We start from the raw sequence: 22,236 nt of genomic DNA, 5'->3' as shown, positions 1-22,236 counted from the left end.
TTTGCACAAAAAATCACGATTTCATAGCCTGTTAATCAATAGATGACCAATGGATCACTCCGTACGGCGCGCCGCTCATGCGTGAGGAAGCGAAAGAGAGAGCAAGGGGAAGAGAAAGAGAGAGGAAAATATCGATACGCCAGCGTCAGGCGCGTGCGAGGGACCAGGCAAGCGCATGAATAGCGGGAAGGCGAGGGCAGCAAGCAAAGCCGCAAAATTGCAGGAGCCTCTTGAGTGCAGAGAGGCCTGCAACAGAAGTCGTTCAGGGAGGGGAGACACTGAATGGCTGGCACCCGGCAAGGGCACCAGCCATCAAGAGGATCAATACGGGGCGACGCTCAGGTTGGCGCCGTAGCCGACCAGGCGGACACGCTGGCCAACCGAGAAGGCGGTATCGGCCTTCTGGACGACGATGAGGCTGTCGCCAGCATCGCGACGCACCTCGATCTCATAGGCGTCGATCTGGTCGACGTTGTCGGCGATCGACTTGCCCGCGACGCTACCGCCGATGGCACCGGCGGCGGTCGCGATCGCGCGGCCGGAACCGCCACCGATCTGGCTGCCGAGCAGGCCGCCGACGACGGCGCCACCCAGGCCGCCAAGCACGCCACTGCCTTCATCCTGTGCCTGGATCTGCACCGGGCGCAGCGAGGTGATGGTGCCGTAGCTGACGGACTGCGCGCGCTTGGCCTGATCGCCGGTGTAGACGTTGCCGGAATAGATATCGCTGTTCGCGCAGCCACCCAGTGTCAGCAGGCCAATGGCGATCACTGGCAACCAGCGTGCCGAGCGTTTCGCGTCAGGACGTCGTTGTGAGTGGGTCGGGAAGCTCATGGTGTATTTCCTCGCAGGAAGCGGTGCAACATTCGGTTGTGATGAGGTCATGGGGTGTGGAGGCCGATGACGACGGATGAGAGAAGCTGGCTGGCACGTCCGTTGGCCGCCACCGTGTCGTTGCGCTGTCGAGGGCCGAGGCAATGCCCCCCGTGACAGTGCAAGAACACTGTTTCCTAACAGTATAGACCACGCCGCCATTCTCGGGTTCCCCTGCACGCCATCCCGGGCGGGAGCACCCGTGCCACTGTTGCGTCGCGCCCCATGCACCGAATTCTGGAACGACGAAGACACGCAAGCCCGCGTGAACGGGCTTGCGTGTCTTCGGATGGTGACCCTCGGTCAATTCTCTGTCTCGCCGAGGGTTGTCTGCCGCCTGCAGGGAAGTGCTGCGATCAGAACTGGTCTTCCTCGGTAGAGCCGGTGAGGGCGGTGACGGAGGAGTTGCCACCCTGGATGACATTGGTCATGTCATCGAAGTAGCCGGTGCCGACTTCCTGCTGGTGTGCCACGAAGGTGTAGCCCTTCTCGGCGGCGGCAAATTCGGCTTCCTGTACCTTCTCGACGTAGTGCTTCATGCCTTCGCCCTGGGCGTAGTCGTAGGCGAGATCGAACATGTTGAACCACATGTTGTGGATGCCGGCCAGGGTGATGAACTGGTACTTGTAGCCCATGTCCGAGAGTTCCTGCTGGAACTTGGCGATGGTGGCGTCGTCGAGGTTCTTCTTCCAGTTGAAGGAAGGCGAGCAGTTGTAGGCCAGCAGCTGATCCGGGTATTCCTTCTTGATCGCTTCCGCGAAGCGGCGTGCTTCCTCGAGGTCCGGCTTGGCCGTCTCGCACCAGATCAGGTCGGCGTAGGGCGCGTAGGCCAGACCGCGTGCGATGGCCTGATCCAGGCCGGCATTGACGCGATAGAAGCCTTCGTCGGAGCGCTCGCCGGTCAGGAACGGCTTGTCGTAGTCGTCGACGTCAGAGGTGATCAGGTCAGCGGCGTTGGCATCGGTACGCGCGATGACCAGCGTCGGCACGCCGGCCACGTCAGCGGCCAGACGCGCGGCGACCAGCTTCTGCACCGCTTCCTGGGTCGGCACCAGCACCTTGCCCCCCATGTGACCACATTTCTTGACTGACGCCAGCTGGTCCTCGAAGTGCACGCCGGAGGCGCCCGCGCGGATCATGGCGGTCATCAGCTCATAGCCGTTGAGTACGCCACCGAAGCCGGCCTCGGCATCCGCCACGATGGGCGCGAAGTAGTCGACGAAGCCGGCATCGCCCGGATTGGCCCCTTTCTGCCATTGGATCTGGTCGGCGCGACGGAAGGTGTTGTTGATGCGCTTGACCACGGTCGGCACGGAATCCACCGGGTAAAGGGATTGATCCGGGTACATGGCCTCGCTGGTATTGTTGTCAGCGGCGACCTGCCAGCCGGACAGGTAGATGGCTTCGATACCGGCCTTCACCTGTTGCATGGCCTGGCCACCGGTCAGGGCGCCAAGACAATTGACGTATCCCTTCTTGGCATCACCATTGACCAGTTTCCAGAGCTTTTCGGCACCACGCGTCGCCAGGGTGTTGGCTTCCTGGACGGAGCCGCGCAGGCGCACCACATCCTCTGCGGAATACGGGCGTGTCACGCCTTCCCAACGTGCATTTTCGGCCCAGTCCTTTTCCAGCGCTGCAATCTGTTCGGCACGTGATTGAGTCATGGTGCATCTCCTGATGGCTTCGTCGCAGGGCCTCGAGGGCGCCTGGCATGTCGTGGTGTCTTGTGTCTGTTGCCGTGTCATCTGGTGAATCAGGGCGGGACCTGGTCAGAGACTGGCGTGCGGAAATGTCGTGAGACCCTCCGGGCTGCCTGCCGCTCATCGCCGCCAAGCGCTATCCATCATTTGTCATTGTCATCGTGGGATAGCGAGATCATCGTTTGTTGTTGTGGGTCTTGAAGTCGTGTCGGTCAGGCGAGTTCTCTCGAGCAGTACCTGATGGCAGCCCTCGCGCATCTCAGGATGAGGCTGCAGAGTCAGACGCTCGAGCCAGGGCTGCAGGAAGTAGAGGCTGGCCTCCAGGACTGGCACCGTGCAGTTCGCAAGTCTTGCCGTGACGCGGGGAGGGCGGCCATCCGGCGCTCTGAGGCGCGCGATGAGTTCCCCCCAGCAGAGCGCTTCTCGCACACTGCCGATGTGAGCGATATCGAGCCCGGCATGGCGTTCGCCGCGATGCCGCGCGGCGGCCAGCGTCCAGAAGGCCAGCGGGAGGGGGCGTCCGGCGATCATGAGCCCCTTCACGGCTTGCTCAAGCCCGGGTAGCGCGAGGCGTGAATCAGCCGCCAGTCCGTCACCCTGACGTGCCACCTGCCAGGTGTCGTCGCGCAATCCCGGCTCCGGTCTCGTCGACGCGGGCTGCGAGGTCCCATCGAATCGTTGCCATTGCCAGTCGTTGCCTGCCAGGTGCCAGCGCTTGTCACGGCTCAGATGACAGATCGTCTGTGCCTGTGCAGCGGTCGGTTCTGGTGGAACGCTGGGCAGGAGGTCGATCATCGGGCGAGCCAGTCTGGCGAGGCGTGCCTGCATCTCTCGGGAGTGCCACAGCTCACTCCGGGCTTCCTCCAGTGGCTTCCCCGTGATGCCGCTGGTGGCACTGCGTCCCAACACATGGCTGCTGACGTTGGCCATGGAGCTCCCGCTGGATGTGGCAAGCGTTGCAGAGGGTATGCCATGCATGGGGAGGCCTCCTGATTGGCGATGCCGCAATGCAGCGTGATGGGGATGACTCCTAGCATCGCTGTGAATCATCGCGTTGTCTTTCATTCCTTGGTCGTATTAAAACGCCCGTTTCATACCGTTTCAACGCTGAGGATAATTCGTATGACAAACGAGTGTTTTAATATTTTCAATATCATCATCATGTCAGGTTTCATGGGCCCTGGGGAATGATGACTTGGTCACGTTTCACGTTGTAGACAGACTACAAGATATTTGAAGGCATAAAAAAACCGGCCCCCACAGGGAGCCGGTTTCTGGTGACAAAACGTCGCTTTTCAGTTGAGAATCAAGCGCATGCTGCGGTGCGGTATCCCGGCATCGATGAATTCCTCACCGAAGGCCGTGAAGCCCAGGCGTTGATAGAATTCCAGAGCGTGGATCTGGGCATCGAGCAGTACCTCTGCGTGACCCGCCTGGCGAGCGGCATGAATGGCCGCCTCCATCAGGCGCAGACCAAGCCCCAGCCCCCGTGCCTGGGAGAGCACGGCGACGCGACCGACATGGCCATCCGGCAGCAGGCGAGCGGTCCCGACGGCACGCCCTTCAAGACGTGCCAGGAAATGGACGCACTGCTCGTCGCGGCCGTCCCATTCCTCGTCCTGCGGGACCTGCTGCTCTTCGATGAAGACCACGCGACGGATCTCGCTGGCCTCATCGGCGAGGGTCTGCCAGTCACCGCGTTCCAGACTGATCATGGCGTCACTCATGCGTCATCTTCCTCCTCGTCCTCTTCGTCCTGCAGGTCGCATTCCAGAATCAGACTGCCGCGATTGACCAGCGCCGTGAGCAGGCTGACCACGGCCTTGCGATCAAGGTCGGCCGTCGTGTAGTCAAGCAACACCGCCGTCAGGCGTTCGCTGGAGGCCAGCGCTTCCGCGAGCGCCGGGGTCGCGGGGACGCCATCGCCATCGACGAACAGGGTGCTGGTGTCATTCTCACCGTGACGGAAGGCGAAGCGCGAGCCCAGCGAGCGCACCAGTACGCCTTCATCTTCCAGATACTCGACCAGTTCATGCGTCTTGAGCGCCGGCTCACGGGCGGCGAGCTGCTCCAGATACTTGGGTTGGGTCATGTAGCGACCGAACCACTGGGCCAGCTGGGCCGGGTTGTCCAACGTGCTGAGCAACAGTTCGCGTACGCGCTCGAGCGAGGCGTCGTCCAGCTCGCCGGCATTGGCGACCGGTGCCATGCCCTGGTCACGGTAGCGCAGCGATTCCGGCAGGCTGGCGCCCAGGTAATCGGCATAGGAGGTGACGACTTCATCGGCGGAAGGGGCACGGAAGCCGACCGAGATGGTCATGCAGTCATCGGACTGGCTGACGCCGTGGTGGGCCAGACGCGGCGGCACGTAGAGCATGTCGCCCGGCTCCAGCACCCAATCCTCGCCCGGTGTGACCTCGAAGTGCTTGAGGATGCGCAGGTCGATGCCATCGATGATCTCGGCGTCATCACCGTGCATGCCGCCCAGCTGCCAGTGACGCTGGCCTTGCGCCTGGAGCAGGAAGACATCGTAGTTGTCCAGGTGCGGGCCGACGCTGCCGCCGGTGGGCGCGTAGCTGATCATGATGTCATCGAGGCGCCAGCGCGGCAGGAAGGTGAAGGGCTCGAAGAGGGCAGCGACGTCCGGGACGTAATGGTCCACTGCCTGCACCAGCAGGCTCCACTGGCTGTCGTCCTTGGCATCGAGGCGCGCAAAGGTGGCGTCATCGAAAGGCCCGTGGCTGACCTGCCAGGCCTTGTCGGGACCATGCTCTTCCACCAGGCGTGCCTCGATGCCGTCCTCGCAGGCCAGTCCCGCCAGTTCATCGGCTTCCAGCGGCGTCTCGAAATCCGCGAAGGCGCCGCGAATCAGCAGCGGCTTCTGCTGCCAGTAGTCGCGCAGGAATTCGCGGATGCTCAGGCCGCCCAACAGTGCCAGTGGCGTGTCGGTGTCGTGGGGGGCGGGGGATGTGCTCATGCAGAACCTCTCGAACGTGAGCCGCGGCCCTTGGTGGGCCTGCGTGTCTCGCGATGACGTCGGTGAAGCCGCTTCCGGTTGGCTGGCGGCAATGCGATCCATGCCGGCCCGCGTGGGGCGTGACATGTCGTGCGCACTGACGTGGATACGTCAGTGGTCGTGAATTCATGGTCGTGAATACATGGTCGTGCAACGAGCGCCGCATGCAGCGCGTCGCCTGATGCCTGCTGTCTGATGTGTAATACGTGATACGTGATACGTGATACGTGATGCGTAATGCATGACGCCGGAGCAGAGGCCCCGGCGTCATCTGACATGCAGTGCGCAATGTCGCTTAGAGCGCCTTGGCCTGTGCAATGGCGTTGCCGATGTAGCTGGCCGGGCTCAGAGCCTTCAGCTCGGTCTTGACGTCTTCCGGCAGTTCCAGCGTCTCGATGAAGGCGGCGAAACCGGCCTGGTCGATGCGCTTGCCACGGGTCAGCTCCTTGAGCTTCTCGTAGGGCTTCTCGATGCCGTAACGACGCATGACGGTCTGGATCGGCTCGGCCAGCACTTCCCAGCTGTTGTCCAGATCCGCGTTCAGGCGTTCCGGGTTGGCTTCCAGCTTGCTGATGCCCTTCAGGGTCGCCTGGTAGGCGATCAGACCCTGTGCCAGACCGGTACCGAGATTGCGCAGTACGGTGGAGTCGGTCAGGTCACGCTGCCAGCGGGAGATCGGCAGCTTCTGTGCCAGATGGCCCAGCACGGCGTTGGCGATGCCCAGATTGCCTTCGGAGTTCTCGAAGTCGATCGGGTTGACCTTGTGCGGCATGGTGGAGGAGCCGATCTCGCCGGCCACGGTGCGCTGCTTGAAGTAACCCAGCGAGATGTAGCCCCAGACATCACGATCGAAGTCGATCAGGATGGTGTTGAAGCGGCAGACGGCATCGAACAGCTCGGCGATGTAGTCGTGCGGCTCGATCTGGGTGGTGTACGGGTTGAAGGTCAGGCCGAGGCTCTCGACGAAGGTTTCGGCATTGGCCGCCCAGTCGATGGCCGGGTAGGTGGTCAGGTGGGCGTTGTAGTTGCCCACGGCACCGTTGATCTTGCCGAGCATCTCGATGCGTTCGATCTGGGCCAGCTGACGACGCAGACGCGCGGCGACGTTGGCCATTTCCTTGCCCAGGGTGGTCGGGCTGGCAGTCTGGCCGTGGGTACGCGACAGCATCGGCTGTTCGGCGTGCTGGTGGGCCAGTGCGACGATGGCCTCGGTCACTTCACGCATCTGCGGCAGCAGCACGTTGTCCAGACCGCCACGCAGCATCAGGGCGTGAGACAGGTTGTTGATGTCTTCACTGGTGCAGGCGAAGTGGATGAATTCGGTGACGGCGTTGAGCTCAGCGTTGCCCTCGACCTTCTCCTTCAGGAAGTACTCGACCGCCTTCACGTCGTGATTGGTGGTGCGCTCGATGTCCTTGATGCGCTGGGCATCCTCGACACTGAAGTCGCTGACGATGGCGTCCAGTACGGCGTTGGCTTCCTTCGAGAAAGCCGGCACTTCAGCGATCTCGGCGTGGGCGGCCAGGCGCTGCAGCCAGCGCACCTCGACGGTGACACGGGCACGGATCAGGCCGAATTCACTGAAGTGCTCGCGCAGGGCCTCGGTCTTGGCGCCATAACGGCCATCGACAGGAGACAGAGCGGTGAGGGCGGACAGCTGCATGATGAGAATCTTCCGATGGTGGCAGGACAGGACGTGCTGCCAGTTCAAGTGTCTCGGAACCCGCTTGACGGGTTCCAGCGTTGTTGAAGCGAATTCGGGGTGTGCGCGGTGTTGCCTGGCGGGCGTGCTGCCGGCCAGGCGAACCGGCATCAGTCCAGCTGGCGCAGGGATTTCTTGAGCGCGGAGCGCTGGAAGATCAGCTTCCAGCGACGGCCGCCCTGCTGGTCCCACAGCAGCGCGAAGCGTACGCCGGCCAGCAGGGCGCAACGGATGCGCTCTGGCATCATGCGTTGCTGCAGCAGACCGGGATCGCCCTGCACCACGATCCGGTAACGGAAGGTGGAGAGGGTCTGCTGGTAGAGCTCGCCGAGGCTTGCGATCACGTTCTCGTGGGTCGGCCCGAAGTGCTCGGCCTGGCCCTGAATACGCGTCAGGCCTGCCCCCAGCTTGTCCAGCATGTCCGGGTCCTGCTTGAGCTTGCTCATCAGCATCACCAGCGAGAAGCCATAGCGCATCACCACAGGGGAGACCTGACGCCGATCCATCACCGCACTCACGGTGTCGATGCCCAGGCGCAGGCGGTTGTGATGCCCGCCGTAGATGGCCTCGAAGCTTTCCGGGTTGGTGTCCAGAGTGGCGTTGACCAGGGTTTCCCAGGCGCGCTCATCGCACTGGCCATGACGGGCGAGCTCATCGACCAGCGCGGCCGCCTGGAAGACGCCCGCCAGCGAAAGCGCCTGGCGGGTGGTGGTATCAGTGACGGGACGGATCGGCACGCTGGTCATTGCGCGGCAGACTCCTCGGGGCCAGAGAGCGGGGCGGCGGCCATGCTGCTGGCCGCTGCCGGAAGTTTCCAGGCGGCATCGATCACGCCGCCACCCAGACAGATGTCGCCGAGATAGAAGACGGCTGACTGACCTGGCGTGACGGCACGTTGTGGCTCATCGAAGCGTACCTCGACACGCTGGCCGTCATTGACGATCAAGGTCGCGGCCTGATCTTCCTGACGGTAGCGATTCTTGCAGCGGATACGCAGTTCGCCGTTGGCATCGGCCGCGGGCGGCTCGCCCGCCACCCAGTCGACGGACTCGGTGCTCAGGACCTGGGTGTAGAGCAGCTCGTGGTGCTTGCCCTGCACGGCGATCAGCACGTTGCGCTCCAGATCCTTGGCACAGACGAACCAGGGAGCGTCCGGATGGTTGCGCAGTCCGCCGATGCCCAGGCCCTGGCGCTGGCCGAGGGTGTAGTACATCAGGCCCATGTGCTCGCCGATGACCTCGCCGTCAGGCGTCTCGATCTTGCCCGGCTGGGCCGGCAGGTACTGCTTGAGGAAGTCGGCGAAGCGTCGCTCACCGATGAAGCAGATACCGGTGGAGTCCTTCTTGCGCGCGGTGACAAGCTCATGCCTCTCGGCGATGGCCCGCACTTCGTGCTTCTCCAGTTCTCCCACCGGGAACAGGGTGCGCGCGATGGCGGACTCCGGCACGGCGTGCAGGAAGTAGCTCTGGTCCTTGTTGGTGTCCAGGCCCTTGAGCAGGCGCGCACGACCGTCACGCACGCCGCCACGCACGTAGTGGCCGGTGGCGATCAGCTCGGCACCCAGCATCTCGGCATACTCGAGGAAGACCTTGAACTTGATCTCCCGATTGCAAAGGATGTCGGGATTCGGCGTGCGACCGGCCTTGTACTCGGCCAGGAAGTGCTCGAAGACATTGTCCCAGTACTCCGCGGCGAAGTTGGCGGTATGCAGCTTGATGCCGAGCTTGTCGCACACGGCCTGGGCATCGGCCAGGTCTTCGATGGCGGTGCAGTATTCGCTGCCGTCATCTTCGTCCCAGTTCTTCATGAACAGGCCTTCGACCTGATAGCCCTGCTCCATCAACAACAGGGCAGAGACAGAGGAGTCGACACCGCCGGACATGCCGACGATGACCTTGGTTCCGGTACCGGTTTCAGCGGTCATCAGTTCTCTCGTCACCCGCGTGGCCGCGAGTCGTCACAAACAGGGGAGGCGGCGGATACGTCATTCTGGCACCGCTTGATTGACCGCGATTATACCTGAAGGCGTGGGTGGGATTCACCCCGCCTGCAGCCTCTGACGCACGGCAGGCGCCTGAGCGGTCACGATGGCGCGTGTCAATCGTGGATGACGTCGAGCGGGAAGCGCTTGCCACGCAGGCTGTCGCGGATACGGCGGGTCACCAGCGGGCTGCGCAGACGCCCCATGGCCTCCAGCTGCTCGATTTCCTCGAGAGTCAGCCAGTGGGTCCTGACGATGTCAGGGTCGAGTGGCGTGTTCAGGTGCTCCAGCGCCGCTGCCTCGAAGCCATGCGAGTGGAAATGGGTGCCATTCTCGGCAACGTGCACGTACAGGCCAAGATAGCCTGTCAGCAGGATACGCCAGGCCGTTTCCTCACGTACCTCGCGCTGCACGCCATCAATGATGCGCTCGTGGGGCTCGAGGTGGCCGGCCGGCTGGTTGAACAGCGTCGCGGGGCCGCCCTTGTCCTCTTCGACGATCAGGTAGCGCCCGGCGCGTTCCACGACACAGGCAACGGTGGCATTCGGGGTCCAGCGTGCAGCCATCAGGGTTTTCTTCCTTTCTTGTGGGAGGGGGGGCGCGAGGAGGAGGGACGCGAAGATCCGCCGCTGCGTTTGCCTGCGGCTGCCTTGCCCGACGCTGGCTTGCCGTCGGCATGGTGGCCGGCCTGCCTGTCGGACTGTCGAGGCTTGCGCTTGTCGGCACCCCTGGTGCTTTGCTTCGGCCCCGAGCCGTTCTTGCGCTCCCCGGGGCCGCCAACGTTCCTGCCACGAGCGGGCGGGCGCGCCTTACGTGGCGGCACGGGCATCTCGACCTCCTCGCTGCGCCACTCGCCGGGTGCCAGGCCATCGAGCTTCCAGGGGCCGATGGCGGCTCGGACAAGGCGCAGTGTCGGCAGACCGACATGTGCGGTCATCCGGCGTACCTGTCGATTGCGACCCTCGCTGATGATTATCTCGAGCCAGTGGGTGGGAATGCTGGCACGAAAGCGCACGGGAGGTTGCCTTTCTGGCAACGCCGGTGGGTCGATGAGCCTGACCTGGGCCGGTCGGGTCAGGCCATCCTTGAGCTCCACGCCGGCTCTCAGCGCGGCGATGGCCTGCTCATCAGGGGCGCCTTCCACCTGCACCCAGTAAGTCTTGGGTTGCTTCTTCTTCGGATGTGCGATCTGGTGGGAGAGCGCGCCATCACTGGTGAGCAGCAGCAATCCTTCCGAATCGTAATCGAGGCGTCCGGCGGCATAGACATCCGGCACGTCGATGAAGTCCGCGAGGGTCTGACGGCCCTGATCACGGTCGGTGAACTGCGTCAGAACGCGGTAGGGCTTGTGTAGCAGATATATGAGAGACATGGTTTAGACTTTTGTCGCGGCTGCCGTATAAGCCTACTGTGAGAAGCGGCACGGGTGCTATACTCGCGCCTCCACTGAATCCATGACAGGGGAGTTATCAATGGGGTTCCAGAAGATTGTCGTCCCGGAAGGCGGTGCCAAGATCACCGCAAATTCCGACAATACCCTCAACGTTCCGAATAATCCGATCATCCCGTTCATCGAAGGCGATGGTATCGGCGTGGACGTGACTCCGGCCATGAAGATTGCCATCGACGCTGCTGTCGAAAAGGCCTATGGCGGTGAGCGCAAGATTCACTGGATGGAAGTCTACGCCGGTGAAAAAGCCACTCACGTCTATGACGCTGACACCTGGCTGCCGGAAGAGACTCTCGAGGCTGTCAAGGATTACGTCGTTTCCATCAAGGGTCCGCTGACCACTCCGGTGGGCGGTGGTATTCGCTCCCTGAACGTCGCGCTGCGTCAGAAGCTTGACCTGTACACCTGCCTGCGCCCGGTGCGCTGGTTCACGGGTGTGCCGAGTCCGGTCAAGAAGCCGGCCGACGTCGACATGGTCATCTTCCGCGAAAACTCCGAAGACATCTACGCAGGTGTCGAATGGAAAGCGGGAACGCCGGAAGCCGACAAGGTCATCAAGTTCCTGCGCGAAGAGATGGGTGTCACCAACATCCGCTTCCCGCAGAACTGCGGTATCGGCGTCAAGCCGGTGTCCGAAGAAGGTACCAAGCGTCTGGTCCGTCAGGCTGTCCAGTACACCATCGACAACGACCGTGAGTCGCTGACCCTGGTGCACAAGGGCAACATCATGAAGTTCACCGAAGGTGCCTTCAAGGACTGGGGCTACGAAATCGTCAAGGACGAGTTCGGCGGCGAGCTGCTGGATGGCGGCCCGTGGATGACCTTCAAGAACCCGAACAACGGCAAGGACATCGTGGTCAAGGACGTCATCGCTGACGCCATGCTCCAGCAGATCCTGCTGCGTCCGGCGGAATACGATGTCATCGCTACCCTGAACCTGAACGGTGACTACCTGTCCGACGCTCTGGCGGCGGAAGTGGGTGGTATCGGTATCGCGCCGGGTGCCAACCTGTCCGACACCGTCGCTATGTTCGAAGCGACTCACGGTACTGCACCGAAGTACGCCGGTCAGGACAAGGTCAACCCGGGCTCCGTCATCCTCTCCGCCGAGATGATGCTGCGTCACATGGGTTGGGTCGAAGCCGCGGATCTCGTGCTGAAAGGCGTCGAGAAGGCCATCGCCAAGGGCGAAGTCACCTATGACTTCCATCGCCTGATGGACGATGCCAAGCTGCTCAAGTGCTCCGAGTTCGGTCAGGCTGTCGCTGACAACATGGATGCCTGAGATCCGACACTTGTCTGACCGGGACTGACGTTCCGTTTCAGGCAGTGCAGGGTTCTCAGAAGAAGGCCCCCGGACGTGTCCGGGGGCCTTCTTGCGTCTTGAGATGTCGTTTCGTCTTTCAGGAGACGACATTCCGGCGCGCTTTGCGCCCGCTCGTGAGCACACTTGAGCGCAGGGCGCTTGCATCATGCGCGACATGCCCTCATCTTTTCCTTATCCCATCAACGTCAATGCCCGGCGATGGAAGTGGCCTTCCGTCGTGGCGCGTTGAGGCAATCAGCTTCGCCACTGCTTGTGTTCACCGGATCAGCCCCTTATGTTCAAGACAGACACATCGTGCAGCAGCTTCTCTTTCTCGCAGCTGTTGCGGATCAGGAATCAGGCTCCCTCGGCACAGGAGCCGTCGCACCAGGAGGATCAGGATGGCGATCTGGCGTTCGCTACCGCTGAGCCCGAACTGGCGCCACCGCCCATGTACAAGGTCGTTCTGCACAATGATGACTTCACGCCGATGGATTTCGTCGTGGAGGTGCTGACCACCTTCTTCAACAAGGATCAGGAGCAGGCAGTACAGATCATGCTCGCTGTCCATCATCAGGGAAAAGGAACCTGTGGCATCTTCAGCCGCGACATCGCGGAAACGAAATGCCACCAAGTGAATCAATATGCTCGAGAGTGCCAGCATCCGCTGCTGTGCGACATCGACCGGGCGGAGTGATCCGTCCAAGACGCGGCCTAGAGGGGACTTGCCATGTTGAGCAAAGAACTTGAACTGACCCTGAACACGGCCTTCACCGTGGCACGTTCCAAGCGCCACGAATTCATGACCGTGGAACACCTCCTGCTGGCACTGCTCGACAATGCCTCCGCTTCGGACGTCTTGCGCGCCTGTGGCGCCAATCTGGACAAGTTGCGAGTCGACCTTCAGGACTTCATCAACTCCACCACCCCGCTGATTCCTGAGGAGCAGGAAGACCGCGAGACGCAGCCGACGCTGGGCTTCCAGCGCGTGCTTCAGCGTGCTGTCTTCCATGTCCAATCCTCCGGCAAGAGTGAAGTGACCGGCGCCAACGTGCTGGTGGCCATCTTCTCCGAGCAGGAAAGCCAGGCGGTCTACTTCCTCAAGCAGCAGAATGTCGCGCGGGTCGATGCGGTCAACTACATCGCCCACGGCATTTCCAAGGTGGCGGGCCACACCCAGGCGCCTCAGGCGTCGGTCGAGAGCGAGGAAGGCGAGGAGAGCAGCAGCGAGAGCGGCAACAGCCCGCTGACCAACTACGCCACCAACCTCAACGACCAGGCACGTCTGGGCAAGATCGATCCGCTGATCGGCCGTGATGAAGAACTTGAGCGCGTGGTGCAGATTCTGGTGCGCCGTCGCAAGAACAACCCGCTGCTGGTCGGCGAGGCCGGTGTCGGCAAGACCGCCATCGCGGAAGGCCTCGCCAAGCGAATCGTCGAGGAAGACGTCCCGGAAGTCATCAAGGAAGCCGTCGTCTACTCGCTGGATCTCGGCGCGCTGCTGGCGGGTACCAAGTACCGCGGTGATTTCGAGAAGCGCCTCAAGGCTCTGCTGGCGGAGCTGCGCAAGGAACCGAACTCGATCCTGTTCATCGACGAGATCCACACCGTCATCGGGGCGGGAGCGGCGTCCGGTGGCGTGATGGATGCCTCCAATCTGCTCAAGCCGCTGCTGTCTTCCGGTGAGCTGCGCTGCATCGGTTCCACCACCTTCCAGGAATTCCGCGGCATCTTCGAGAAGGACCGTGCGCTGGCACGTCGCTTCCAGAAGGTCGATGTCATGGAGCCGTCGGTGGACGACACCATTCGCATCCTCAAGGGGCTGCGAGGTCGCTTCGAGGAGCACCATGCCCTCAAGTACACCGATGCGGCGCTCGAGACGGCAGTGCGACTGGCGGATCGCTACATCAACGATCGTCAGCTGCCTGACAAGGCCATCGACGTGATCGATGAAGCCGGTGCTCACCAGCGTCTGCTGCCCGAGAGCATCCGTGTCGATACCATCGATACCGAGCAGGTCGAGGCGATCGTGGCGTCCATCGCGCGCATTCCGCCGAAGACGGTCTCCAGCTCCGACAAGAAGCTGCTGTCCAATCTCGAGCGTGATCTCAAGATGCTGGTGTTCGGTCAGGACGATGCCATCACCGGTCTTTCGGCAGCCATCAAGCTGTCGCGTGCCGGGCTCAAGGCGCCGGACAAGCCAGTGGGCAGCTTCCTGTTCGCGGGGCCGACAGGTGTCGGCAAGACCGAGGTCGCGCGTCAGCTGGCAGCGTTGATGGGGATCGAGTTGGTGCGCTTCGACATGTCCGAGTACATGGAGCGTCACACTGTCTCGCGCCTGATCGGGGCACCGCCGGGCTATGTCGGTTATGACCAGGGCGGGCTTCTGACCGAAGCCATCACCAAGCAGCCGCATTGTGTGCTGTTGCTGGATGAGATCGAGAAGGCACACCCGGAAGTCTTCAACCTGCTGCTGCAGGTGATGGACCACGGCCGCCTGACCGACAACAACGGTCGCGAAGCGGACTTCCGCAACGTCATCCTGGTGATGACCTCCAATGCGGGTGCCGAGCAGGTGGCGCGTCGCTCCATCGGCTTCAAGCATCAGGATCACTCCACCGATGCGATGGAAGTCATCCGCAAGACCTTCTCGCCGGAATTCCGCAACCGTCTGGATGGCATCATCCAGTTCGGCGCGCTGGATCTCGCCGTGGTGCGCAATGTGGTCGACAAGTTCCTGGTCGAACTGCAGGCACAGCTTGACGAGAAACGCGTGCAGCTGGACGTGGCGGATGAAGCGCGAGACCTGCTGGCGACTCTTGGCTATGACCCGGCGATGGGGGCTCGTCCGATGGCGCGCGTCATTCAGGAGAAGCTCAAGAAGCCGTTGGCCGAGATGATCCTGTTCGGTGATCTGTCGGAGTCCGGTGGTATCGTGCATGTCACGGTCGATAACGGCGAACTGCACCTGGAGACCGAGGCTGAAATGGCCTGAGGGTCGCCGCGTCTCGTGATGTATTGATGCCCCGCAGCATCATCACAATGAACGGTCAGTGCTCAGGCACTGGCCGTTTTCTTTTGCCTGAAAAGCGAGCCAGCGCAGTGATTCCGCTCCGCCGAGGGTCAAATGCCGACAGCAGGGTCCATGGCGGAAAGGACGGCCGATGGTGCAGTCGAGAGAAGCAAGAGGGCAGGGAAGAAGAGGGGGTGAGGACGGATTACGCAGAAGGGGAAAGGTGAAAGGCGCCCACGCCAAGGCCTCTGCCGCAAGGGCAGCGTGTCATGGCAGGGGCGGGGGCATGGATGAGCCGCTTGTCCTCATGGGATGGGAGCGAAGGCCAGACGGGCGTTCGGGCTCAGGACGCATCCACGGGGCAAAGCGGCATCATCGGAATACTCTGGCGCGCACCATCGAGACGCGCCTTCAATGTCACGAGGAGTCGTGTCACGAAGGGCTTGTGGTGCGCTGTTCCGGGTCCGAGCGGGGGGATCAGGCAGGAAAGGCTTCCATGTCTGAAATGCCAGGACGGCCGGTTCAGCCAGCCGGTGTCACAGGGAGCATTGGCAAGTGGGGTGAGGGCAGATCTTGATTTGCCATGCCCCCGCAGCCTGATGCTCGATGTCGAGTGACCGGCAAGGCAGTCAGACCGTGCTCAGCGCGAACGGTAGACGATACGGCCCTTGGACAGGTCGTAGGGAGTCAGCTCAACCTTGACCTTGTCACCGGTCAGGATGCGGATGTAGTTCTTGCGCATCTTGCCGGAGATGTGTGCGGTCACGATGTGGCCGTTTTCCAGTTCTACACGGAAAGTGGTGTTCGGAAGGGTGTCGACGATGACGCCTTCCATTTCAATATGATCTTCACGCGCCATATAGGCTGATCCTCATCTGATACAGGGAGTAATGCGGTGGGTTCCGAGCCATCCGCGCACAGAAAAGTGCCGGATTCGGGACTTCGATAGGCGATATTGTGCCGCAAGGGCGGCAGCAAGGCAAAGTCGAAGCGAGATTGTACGCTCCTTGAGCGCTCGTGGGCAGGCCGCAGGAGCGATAAAATCGTATCCAGTGCCACCGACAGGTTCCGCCGGCGGTAGGGGCTGCCCTGTCCACTCTCGAGCTTCCCTTTCGAATCCCCTCTCGAGAACCCGCTGCACTGAGGTTGGGCAGCGGCACTGCCATGAGGTTCCCCATCCTTTCAGGAGCGGGGAGGCGAAGGCGGGCCCTAGGCGTCGCGCTGCAGGCTGTCACCAGTCTTGATGAGGCTCAGGGGGAGGTGAGTATCATGGAAGCTGAAGGGGATCCGGCGACGCCAATGGCTGCCATCCAGGTATTCCAACGGTTGAAAATGCTGCTTGTAGTTCATCTTGCGGCAATCCCGTATCCAGTAGCCCAGATAAAGATGCGCCAGAGCCTCCCGGCGCGCCTGCTCTATCTGCCACAGTACGGCGTAGGTGCCGAGGGAGCGCGACTGTAAGGCTTCATCGGGGTCGTAGAAGGTGTAGATGGCGGACAGCCCATGGCTCATGCGATCCATGGCCGCGACCGCCACCAGCCTGCCATCGAGCCGGAAGCTGATCAGGCGTGCATATTCATCGCGTGACGTCAGAAAGGTACGGTATTGCTCGTGGCTTGGCGGGAACATGTCGCCATCGGCGTGACGGCTACGGATATAGTGCGCATACAGACGATAGTGTTCGGGATCGAACAGTGCCGGGCCTTCCTCGATGGTGAGATCGGCATTGCGCTTGAGCAATTTCTTCTGGGTACGGTTGGGCGTGAAGTCGGCGATGGGGACTCGTACCGAGATGCAGGCGCGGCAATCGCCGCAGTGCGGTCGATAGAGGTGTGAGCCGCTGCGACGAAAGCCGAGCAGAGCCAGAGCATCATAGACGCCGGAGTTGGGCGCTTCCTGTGGGTCGAGGAACAGCGTGGTCGCCTGGCGTCCTTCCAGGTAGCTGCAGGCATGGGGCACGGTCAGGAAGAAGCGCAGATCGCGTTGCGGTTGTTTGGGGGTATTGCTGCTCACCTTCGCTTCATCTCCCTCACTGCATCAGTGTGGACGCTGGCAGCCCATCGTCGGTGATGACCTGCGCCAGGATGGCGGTATCGTTCCAAGGACCTGATGACCTTCACCTTGCGTTATGGCTCACAGGTCTTGATTGCCGTGTTTCAAGGGCTCGGTTGTCAGTGACCACTTGCCCTCATGCCCTTCGCCAGTGGCATACTGGTCAAGATAGCTGATGAATTCGCTGCGAGCGATGCTGCAAGCCCCAAGGCTCTCCAGGTGCGGGGTGTGCATCTGGCAATCGATCAGCGGAAAGCCGCGTGCTTCAAGTTCACGGCACAACACGACCAGTGCCATCTTCGAGGCATCCGTGGTGCGAGAGAACATGGACTCACCGAAGAAGACCCGGCCACAGGCCACGCCATACAGGCCGCCTACCAGGCTGTCACCCTGCCAGACCTCGACGCTGTGGGCGTGACCCATGGCATGCAGAGCGATGTAGGCCTGCTGCATTTCTGGCAATATCCATGTGCCGGCCTGCCCCTCACGGGAAATGCTGGCACAGGCATCGATGACGCCGGTAAAGTCGCGGTCGATGCTGAAGTGGAACCCGCCATTGCGCAGGCGTTTGGCCAGACTGCGACGTACGCGCACCTCCTCGGGTCTCAGCACCATGCGCGGGTCTGGCGACCACCACAGTATCGGGTCACCCGGGCTGAACCAGGGAAAGATCCCGCGAGGGTAGGCCGCCAGCAACCACTCGGGGCTGAGGTCGCCGCCCGCGCACAGCAGGCCATCGGGGTCGCTCAGCGCTTCGCTGGCATGCGGGAAGCGTACGGGGGCAGGAGGAAGCCAGGGCAGCATGGGCAGTCTCTTGTTGGATCGTGAACAGCTCAGTGCAATGCGCTCGTGACACCTGGATGTCATGGGCAGACGTGAATCGGCAATTGTGACGTCACTGCCATCGGATGGTTATGATAACCGGCTGAAGGTACATGGAAAATCGCCCACAAGGTGCAAGGGGGATGGCGACTTGACTGCCAAGAGTGCCAGAAAGACAAGTCGGGATCAGGCGAAGCCGGAGACCCGCAGCCGCCGCGCGGCAGCAACACCGAGAAAGCGTGCCCGCCAGAAGGCGGATGCGCCAGGCTTCTTCGCTCGTCTGCGGGGCGCTTCAGCGGCCAGCAAGCCCGCGCCCCGCAAGACGCCCAGAGTCTCGGGCAAGCCCGCGAAGAAGGACACGAGCAGGAATGAACCGCGCGAGATGAGCGCGGCGGCCCTGCGCCGTGAAGAGCGCCAGGCTGAACGCGAGGAGCGCAAGGCCATCCGTGCCGAACGACGCGCGGAAGCCCAGGCTCGCCCGCCTTCACGACTGACGACCACCTTGCAGGGTGTCAGCCGTGAAGGCGTGGTCATCCTCATGCTCAGCCTGTGCGTCTTCATGCTGCTGGCGTTGTTCAGCTACGCGCCGACGGACCCCGGCTGGTCCTACAGCGGACCTGAGTCGACGACGAGCAACTGGATGGGCAGCATCGGTGCCTGGTTGTCCGACGTCCTGTATTCCCTGTTCGGTGGCAGCGCCCTGTGGTGGCCTGCCATGCTCGGTTTCGGTGCCTGGCGTCTGATGCGTCAACCCAGCACCGAGCTGGTGTGGGACCCGACCACCATCGCGGTGCGTGCCGGCGGGCTCTTCCTGTTGATCATGGCGACTTGCGTGATCGGCGATATCCAGTTCTACAGCCCTGACAGCCAGCTGACCAACGGTGCCGGCGGTATTCTCGGCAAGGGCATCGCAGGAGCGCTCACGCCCTTGATCGGCATGGGCGGCACCGTGCTGGCGTCGCTTGCCAGCTTCCTGTGTGGTTTCACGCTGTTTACCGGCATGTCGTGGCTGACGGTCATGGACGAGCTGGGCAATGGCTGCATGCGCCTTGGCGTCTGGCTGAAGGAGCGACTCAACAGTCGTCGTGATGATGAATACGATGACGAGGCGACCTATGCCGAGGAGGCGCTGACTCACGACGAGAACGATGCCGACAACGAGCCGGAGCGTGATGATGAGCGACTGAGCTGGTGGCAGCGTCTGTTGCCGCGCCGTCGAGACGAGCGTGTCGAGTGGGAAGAAGACAGTGACGAGATACTGCTTGGCGCAGCGCAGGCCGACGACACTCTGGCGGCTGAGCCACGTGGCAAGCGTCGGGTGGAACCCTCGCTTGGCGGTGACGACGATTTCGCCAATGATCGCAGCACGGATATCCCCTGGCAGACAGCCGAGACCACGCCTTCCGCCAAGGTACCGGGGGCTGCCTACACCGAACGCATGACGGTGCAGAGTGCCACGGTCAACATCGAGGGCGTCGAGCTTGCCAGCGCCGTGCAGGCGGCCGTGGCGTCCCAGGCTGCCGCGGCCCCCAGAACGGCAGCCTCGCTCGAGAGCGCCGAAGACTCACGCGCCGATGTGACCCGCTCGCGCCTGCCGGATGCCTCTGCCATCGAAGCCGAGCGTCAGCGTCACGCCTCGGCGTCCCGTGACGCCGAGGCGTTGACGTCCGGCAGCACGCCGCCAGTCGATAGCTCGGTGAGCGAAACCGCACCGGTGACAGATTCCCGGCCAGCGAAGGAGTGGGACGCTGCGTCTGCCTTCGCACCTGCAGCGCGTCAGGACACTCGCCAGGCAGAGTCGACCTCCCGCGAAGCTGACAAGGCGCCGCAGAGCCAGGCAGACCGTGAGACTGAGGCGGCCCGCGAAGCAGAAGCGGCAGCGCGTGAAGCGGAAGCGGCACGTGAGGCTGAAGCAGCCCGTGAAGCCAAGGCAGTCCGTGAAGCAGAAGCGGCACGTCAGGCCCAGCATGAGGCCGAGACCTCCCGTCAGGCCGCCGCGCAGGAAGCCGAACGCGCTCACAAGGCAGCCAATCCGGCGCTTCAGCCGCCTGAGCCGCGTGATGAAGAGGATGCACCGCTACCGAGAGAGTCCTCCCTGGCAGGCGCTGCGGTCGGTGCCGGCGTGATGGCTGCCGGTGTGGCAGCAGCGGCCTCGCGCAAGGCCGTCGTCTCCTGGGATGATGCCTTCGAGGCCCCCACCGGAAAATCCACCGATGCCACACCCACCGCATCGGGTTCGGCAACGGCTGGTGCGAGCGGTGCTGGTGGCGTCCCGACGTCAACTTCGGCTCCGACACCGACACCGGCAGAACCGACGGAGCCGGCGCCACGTGCGTCAGAGCCTGAGCAGGTTTCCCGAGAGCCAGCTTCTCGAGAGCTGGCCGCTCGTGAGTCGGCCGCCCCGTTGCAGCCGGCAGAGCCGCAGGTGCCGGAAGACGAGATCGAGCCGCAGCAGGCCCCCGCCAACGCGACGCCTGAGCGTCCGAGCTGGGCCTATGACGGCGATGAGTCCGGCATGGTGCCGGGTGCCGGGCGACTGGCGACGGCGGAAGATGCGCAGGAAGCGGTACGGGATCCCTCCGGGCCGACACTCTGGACCGTGGAGCACCTGCAGAGTCAGCGTCACGAGGGATCGGATCACGAAGAGGCGCCGGAGGGCGATCTGCCACAGCTCAGCCTGCTGACGCCCCCGGATGAGCAGAAGCCCAACTACAGCGAAGAAGAACTCGACCAGATGGCCGAGCTGCTGGTGGTGCGTCTGCGCGAGTACGGAGTGAAGGCCGAGGTGGCGGATGTGTGGCCGGGGCCGGTCATCACGCGCTTCGAGATCCAGCCGGCGCCGGGGGTCAAGGCCTCCAAGATCTCCAACCTGTCGACTGACCTGGCGCGCTCACTGCTGGTCAAGAGCGTGCGGGTAGTCGAGGTGATTCCGGGGCGTCCCACGGTCGGCATCGAGATTCCCAACCCCAATCGCGCCATGATCCGCCTGCGCGAAGTCTTCGACTCGGATGCCTATCAGCTGGCGGATTCGCCGGTCACGCTGGCGCTGGGTCAGGACATCGGGGGCGCACCGGTGGTCGCCAATCTGGGCAAGATGCCTCACCTGCTGGTGGCCGGTACCACTGGTTCGGGCAAGTCGGTCGGCATCAACTCGATGCTGATCTCGATGCTGCTCAAGGCCACGCCAGATGAAGTGCGCATGATCATGGTCGACCCCAAGATGCTGGAGCTGTCGGTCTATGACGGCATCCCGCACCTGCTGGCACCGGTGGTGACGGACATGAAGGAGGCCGCCAATGCCCTGCGCTGGTGTGTCGCCGAGATGGAGCGTCGCTACAAGCTGATGGCCGCCATGGGGGTGCGTAACCTGGCCGGCTTCAATGCCAAGATCGATGAAGCCGAGGCGCATGGCGCCCAGATCGCTGACCCGCTGTGGGAGCCACAGCCCTGGGAGATGCACCAGCATCCGCCGGTGCTCGCCAAGCTGCCCTACATCGTGGTGGTGATCGACGAGTTTGCCGACATGTTCATGATCGTCGGCAAGAAGGTAGAGGAGCTGATCGCACGTCTGGCCCAGAAGGCGCGTGCCGCGGGGATTCACCTGATTCTGGCCACTCAGCGCCCATCAGTGGACGTGGTGACCGGCTTGATCAAGGCCAACATCCCGACGCGCATGGCCTTCCAGGTCTCTTCCAAGATCGACTCGCGCACCATTCTCGACCAGGGCGGTGCGGAAGATCTGCTGGGCCATGGTGACATGCTCTATCTGCCGGCCGGTGCCGGCATGCCGACGCGTGTCCACGGCGCCTTCGTCGATGATGACGAGGTGCACCGCGTGGTGGATGACTGGAAGCGTCGCGGCACGCCGGAGTATATCGAGGAGATCCTCACCGGCGGCGTGCAGGCGGATGCGCTGGCCGGGCTTGAGGCCGAAGGCGAGGACGGCGATGCCGAGCAGGATGCGCTCTACGATGAAGCGGTCGCCTATGTGGTCGAGTCGCGTCGGGCTTCCATCTCCGCCGTGCAGCGGCGCTTCAAGATCGGCTACAACCGTGCCGCGCGGCTGGTCGAGGCCATGGAAATGGCCGGTGTCGTCTCCGCGATGGGCACCAACGGCTCGCGGGAAGTGCTCGCCCCCAACCATAGCGGCTAGGGCAGCCAAGCGTTTGAGTTGAAACATGAAAGACACGAAGGGGAGCTTTTGGCTCCCCTTCGTGTCAAAGACGTCAGATCACCTGTCAGACTCGCGGCGAGACTGGCAGGCCACAACCCGAATCGCTGACATGAGGTGGATATCGCGCGTCGAGGCCTCAGGCCG

The 22,236-nt window shown here is 62.8% G+C and carries 16 protein-coding genes and 1 pseudogene; 4 read left to right on the top strand and 13 right to left on the bottom strand.

Features of this window, described 5'->3' with window-relative positions; translation table 11 throughout:
* Window positions 1-321 precede the first annotated feature (321 nt).
* The 10 genes and pseudogenes from BOH68_RS13875 to BOH68_RS13830 all read right to left on the bottom strand — a co-directional run.
* Window positions 322-834 carry an outer membrane lipoprotein gene (locus BOH68_RS13875; protein WP_077375365.1) on the bottom strand — a complete coding sequence of 171 codons (513 nt, stop codon included), beginning with the start codon at window positions 832-834 and terminating at the stop codon, window positions 322-324.
* Between the two features lie 395 nt (window positions 835-1,229).
* Window positions 1,230-2,540 (bottom strand): isocitrate lyase, encoded by a 1,311-nt coding sequence (gene aceA, locus BOH68_RS13870; RefSeq protein WP_077375362.1) that lies wholly within the window; start codon window positions 2,538-2,540, stop codon window positions 1,230-1,232.
* Between the two features lie 192 nt (window positions 2,541-2,732).
* A complete protein-coding gene (locus tag BOH68_RS13865) occupies window positions 2,733-3,506 on the bottom strand; it encodes a hypothetical protein (RefSeq protein ID WP_077375359.1) in 774 nt (257 codons plus the stop codon).
* Between the two features lie 365 nt (window positions 3,507-3,871).
* A complete protein-coding gene (locus tag BOH68_RS13860) occupies window positions 3,872-4,303 on the bottom strand; it encodes a GNAT family N-acetyltransferase (RefSeq protein WP_077375356.1) in 432 nt (143 codons plus the stop codon).
* Complete coding sequence (locus BOH68_RS13855; protein WP_077375354.1) at window positions 4,300-5,553, bottom strand: cupin domain-containing protein; 1,254 nt, start codon at window positions 5,551-5,553, stop codon at window positions 4,300-4,302. The genes BOH68_RS13860 and BOH68_RS13855 overlap by 4 nt, the downstream gene beginning before the upstream one ends.
* A 334-nt stretch (window positions 5,554-5,887) precedes the next feature.
* Window positions 5,888-7,255: an adenylosuccinate lyase gene (gene purB, locus BOH68_RS13850; protein WP_077375351.1), complete on the bottom strand. Its 1,368-nt coding sequence runs from the start codon at window positions 7,253-7,255 to the stop codon at window positions 5,888-5,890.
* 149 nt (window positions 7,256-7,404) lie between these two features.
* Complete coding sequence (gene hflD / locus BOH68_RS13845) at window positions 7,405-8,040, bottom strand: high frequency lysogenization protein HflD (RefSeq protein WP_077375348.1); 636 nt, start codon at window positions 8,038-8,040, stop codon at window positions 7,405-7,407.
* Window positions 8,037-9,218: a tRNA 2-thiouridine(34) synthase MnmA gene (gene mnmA, locus BOH68_RS13840; protein WP_077375345.1), complete on the bottom strand. Its 1,182-nt coding sequence runs from the start codon at window positions 9,216-9,218 to the stop codon at window positions 8,037-8,039. Before mnmA ends, hflD begins: the two co-directional genes overlap by 4 nt.
* Before the next feature lie 173 nt (window positions 9,219-9,391).
* Window positions 9,392-9,841, bottom strand: coding sequence for an NUDIX hydrolase (locus tag BOH68_RS13835; protein ID WP_077375342.1), 450 nt, complete (start codon window positions 9,839-9,841; stop codon window positions 9,392-9,394).
* A 218-nt stretch (window positions 9,842-10,059) separates the two neighbouring features.
* A pseudogene (locus tag BOH68_RS13830) lies at window positions 10,060-10,647 on the bottom strand (pseudouridine synthase); the annotation flags it as partial.
* A gap of 100 nt (window positions 10,648-10,747) precedes the next feature.
* Here BOH68_RS13830 and icd point away from each other — a divergent pair.
* The 3 genes from icd to clpA all read left to right on the top strand — a co-directional run bounded on the left by icd (window position 10,748) and on the right by clpA (window position 15,026).
* Window positions 10,748-12,010 carry an NADP-dependent isocitrate dehydrogenase gene (gene icd / locus BOH68_RS13825; RefSeq protein WP_065392420.1) on the top strand — a complete coding sequence of 421 codons (1,263 nt, stop codon included), beginning with the start codon at window positions 10,748-10,750 and terminating at the stop codon, window positions 12,008-12,010.
* 316 nt (window positions 12,011-12,326) lie between these two features.
* Complete coding sequence (gene clpS / locus BOH68_RS13820; protein WP_077375336.1) at window positions 12,327-12,728, top strand: ATP-dependent Clp protease adapter ClpS; 402 nt, start codon at window positions 12,327-12,329, stop codon at window positions 12,726-12,728.
* Window positions 12,729-12,761: 33 nt separating this feature from the next.
* The gene (clpA, locus tag BOH68_RS13815; RefSeq protein ID WP_077375333.1) at window positions 12,762-15,026 is read left to right on the top strand and encodes an ATP-dependent Clp protease ATP-binding subunit ClpA; all 2,265 of its coding nucleotides are present in this window, start codon (window positions 12,762-12,764) and stop codon (window positions 15,024-15,026) included.
* A 658-nt stretch (window positions 15,027-15,684) separates the two neighbouring features.
* Here the strand turns inward: clpA and infA are convergent.
* The 3 genes from infA to aat form a co-directional block, all read right to left on the bottom strand.
* Window positions 15,685-15,903 carry a translation initiation factor IF-1 gene (gene infA / locus BOH68_RS13810; RefSeq protein ID WP_024953359.1) on the bottom strand — a complete coding sequence of 73 codons (219 nt, stop codon included), beginning with the start codon at window positions 15,901-15,903 and terminating at the stop codon, window positions 15,685-15,687.
* 350 nt (window positions 15,904-16,253) lie between these two features.
* Window positions 16,254-17,057 carry an arginyltransferase gene (locus BOH68_RS13805; protein ID WP_077375331.1) on the bottom strand — a complete coding sequence of 268 codons (804 nt, stop codon included), beginning with the start codon at window positions 17,055-17,057 and terminating at the stop codon, window positions 16,254-16,256.
* A gap of 120 nt (window positions 17,058-17,177) precedes the next feature.
* Window positions 17,178-17,900: a leucyl/phenylalanyl-tRNA--protein transferase gene (gene aat, locus BOH68_RS13800; RefSeq protein WP_077375328.1), complete on the bottom strand. Its 723-nt coding sequence runs from the start codon at window positions 17,898-17,900 to the stop codon at window positions 17,178-17,180.
* 400 nt (window positions 17,901-18,300) lie between these two features.
* Here aat and BOH68_RS13795 point away from each other — a divergent pair, with 400 nt between their 5' ends.
* Window positions 18,301-22,071 (top strand): DNA translocase FtsK, encoded by a 3,771-nt coding sequence (locus tag BOH68_RS13795; RefSeq protein WP_170877401.1) that lies wholly within the window; start codon window positions 18,301-18,303, stop codon window positions 22,069-22,071.
* Window positions 22,072-22,236 lie beyond the last annotated feature (165 nt).

The organism is Cobetia sp. MM1IDA2H-1, assembly GCF_002916775.2.
In the GTDB taxonomy this organism is placed as follows: Bacteria; Pseudomonadota; Gammaproteobacteria; order Pseudomonadales; family Halomonadaceae; genus Cobetia; species Cobetia marina.
Note: the sequence above shows the minus strand (reverse complement) of the source record. Positions and strands in the feature narration are given on the sequence as shown.

Excerpts from the sequence above, each read along its gene's own strand:
- mnmA (WP_077375345.1), bottom strand. The coding sequence starts at position 9,218 with ATGACCGCTGAAACCGGTACCGGAACCAAGGTCATCGTCGGCATGTCC.
- BOH68_RS13795 (WP_170877401.1), top strand. The coding sequence starts at position 18,301 with ATGAGCGCGGCGGCCCTGCGCCGTGAAGAGCGCCAGGCTGAACGCGAG.
- icd (WP_065392420.1), top strand. The coding sequence starts at position 10,748 with ATGGGGTTCCAGAAGATTGTCGTCCCGGAAGGCGGTGCCAAGATCACC.
- clpS (WP_077375336.1), top strand. The coding sequence starts at position 12,327 with ATGTTCAAGACAGACACATCGTGCAGCAGCTTCTCTTTCTCGCAGCTG.
- aceA (WP_077375362.1), bottom strand. The coding sequence starts at position 2,540 with ATGACTCAATCACGTGCCGAACAGATTGCAGCGCTGGAAAAGGACTGG.
- BOH68_RS13835 (WP_077375342.1), bottom strand. The coding sequence starts at position 9,841 with ATGGCTGCACGCTGGACCCCGAATGCCACCGTTGCCTGTGTCGTGGAA.
- clpA (WP_077375333.1), top strand. The coding sequence starts at position 12,762 with ATGTTGAGCAAAGAACTTGAACTGACCCTGAACACGGCCTTCACCGTG.
- BOH68_RS13855 (WP_077375354.1), bottom strand. The coding sequence starts at position 5,553 with ATGAGCACATCCCCCGCCCCCCACGACACCGACACGCCACTGGCACTG.
- hflD (WP_077375348.1), bottom strand. The coding sequence starts at position 8,040 with ATGACCAGCGTGCCGATCCGTCCCGTCACTGATACCACCACCCGCCAG.
- BOH68_RS13860 (WP_077375356.1), bottom strand. The coding sequence starts at position 4,303 with ATGAGTGACGCCATGATCAGTCTGGAACGCGGTGACTGGCAGACCCTC.
- infA (WP_024953359.1), bottom strand. The coding sequence starts at position 15,903 with ATGGCGCGTGAAGATCATATTGAAATGGAAGGCGTCATCGTCGACACC.
- BOH68_RS13865 (WP_077375359.1), bottom strand. The coding sequence starts at position 3,506 with ATGGCCAACGTCAGCAGCCATGTGTTGGGACGCAGTGCCACCAGCGGC.
- purB (WP_077375351.1), bottom strand. The coding sequence starts at position 7,255 with ATGCAGCTGTCCGCCCTCACCGCTCTGTCTCCTGTCGATGGCCGTTAT.
- aat (WP_077375328.1), bottom strand. The coding sequence starts at position 17,900 with ATGCTGCCCTGGCTTCCTCCTGCCCCCGTACGCTTCCCGCATGCCAGC.
- BOH68_RS13875 (WP_077375365.1), bottom strand. The coding sequence starts at position 834 with ATGAGCTTCCCGACCCACTCACAACGACGTCCTGACGCGAAACGCTCG.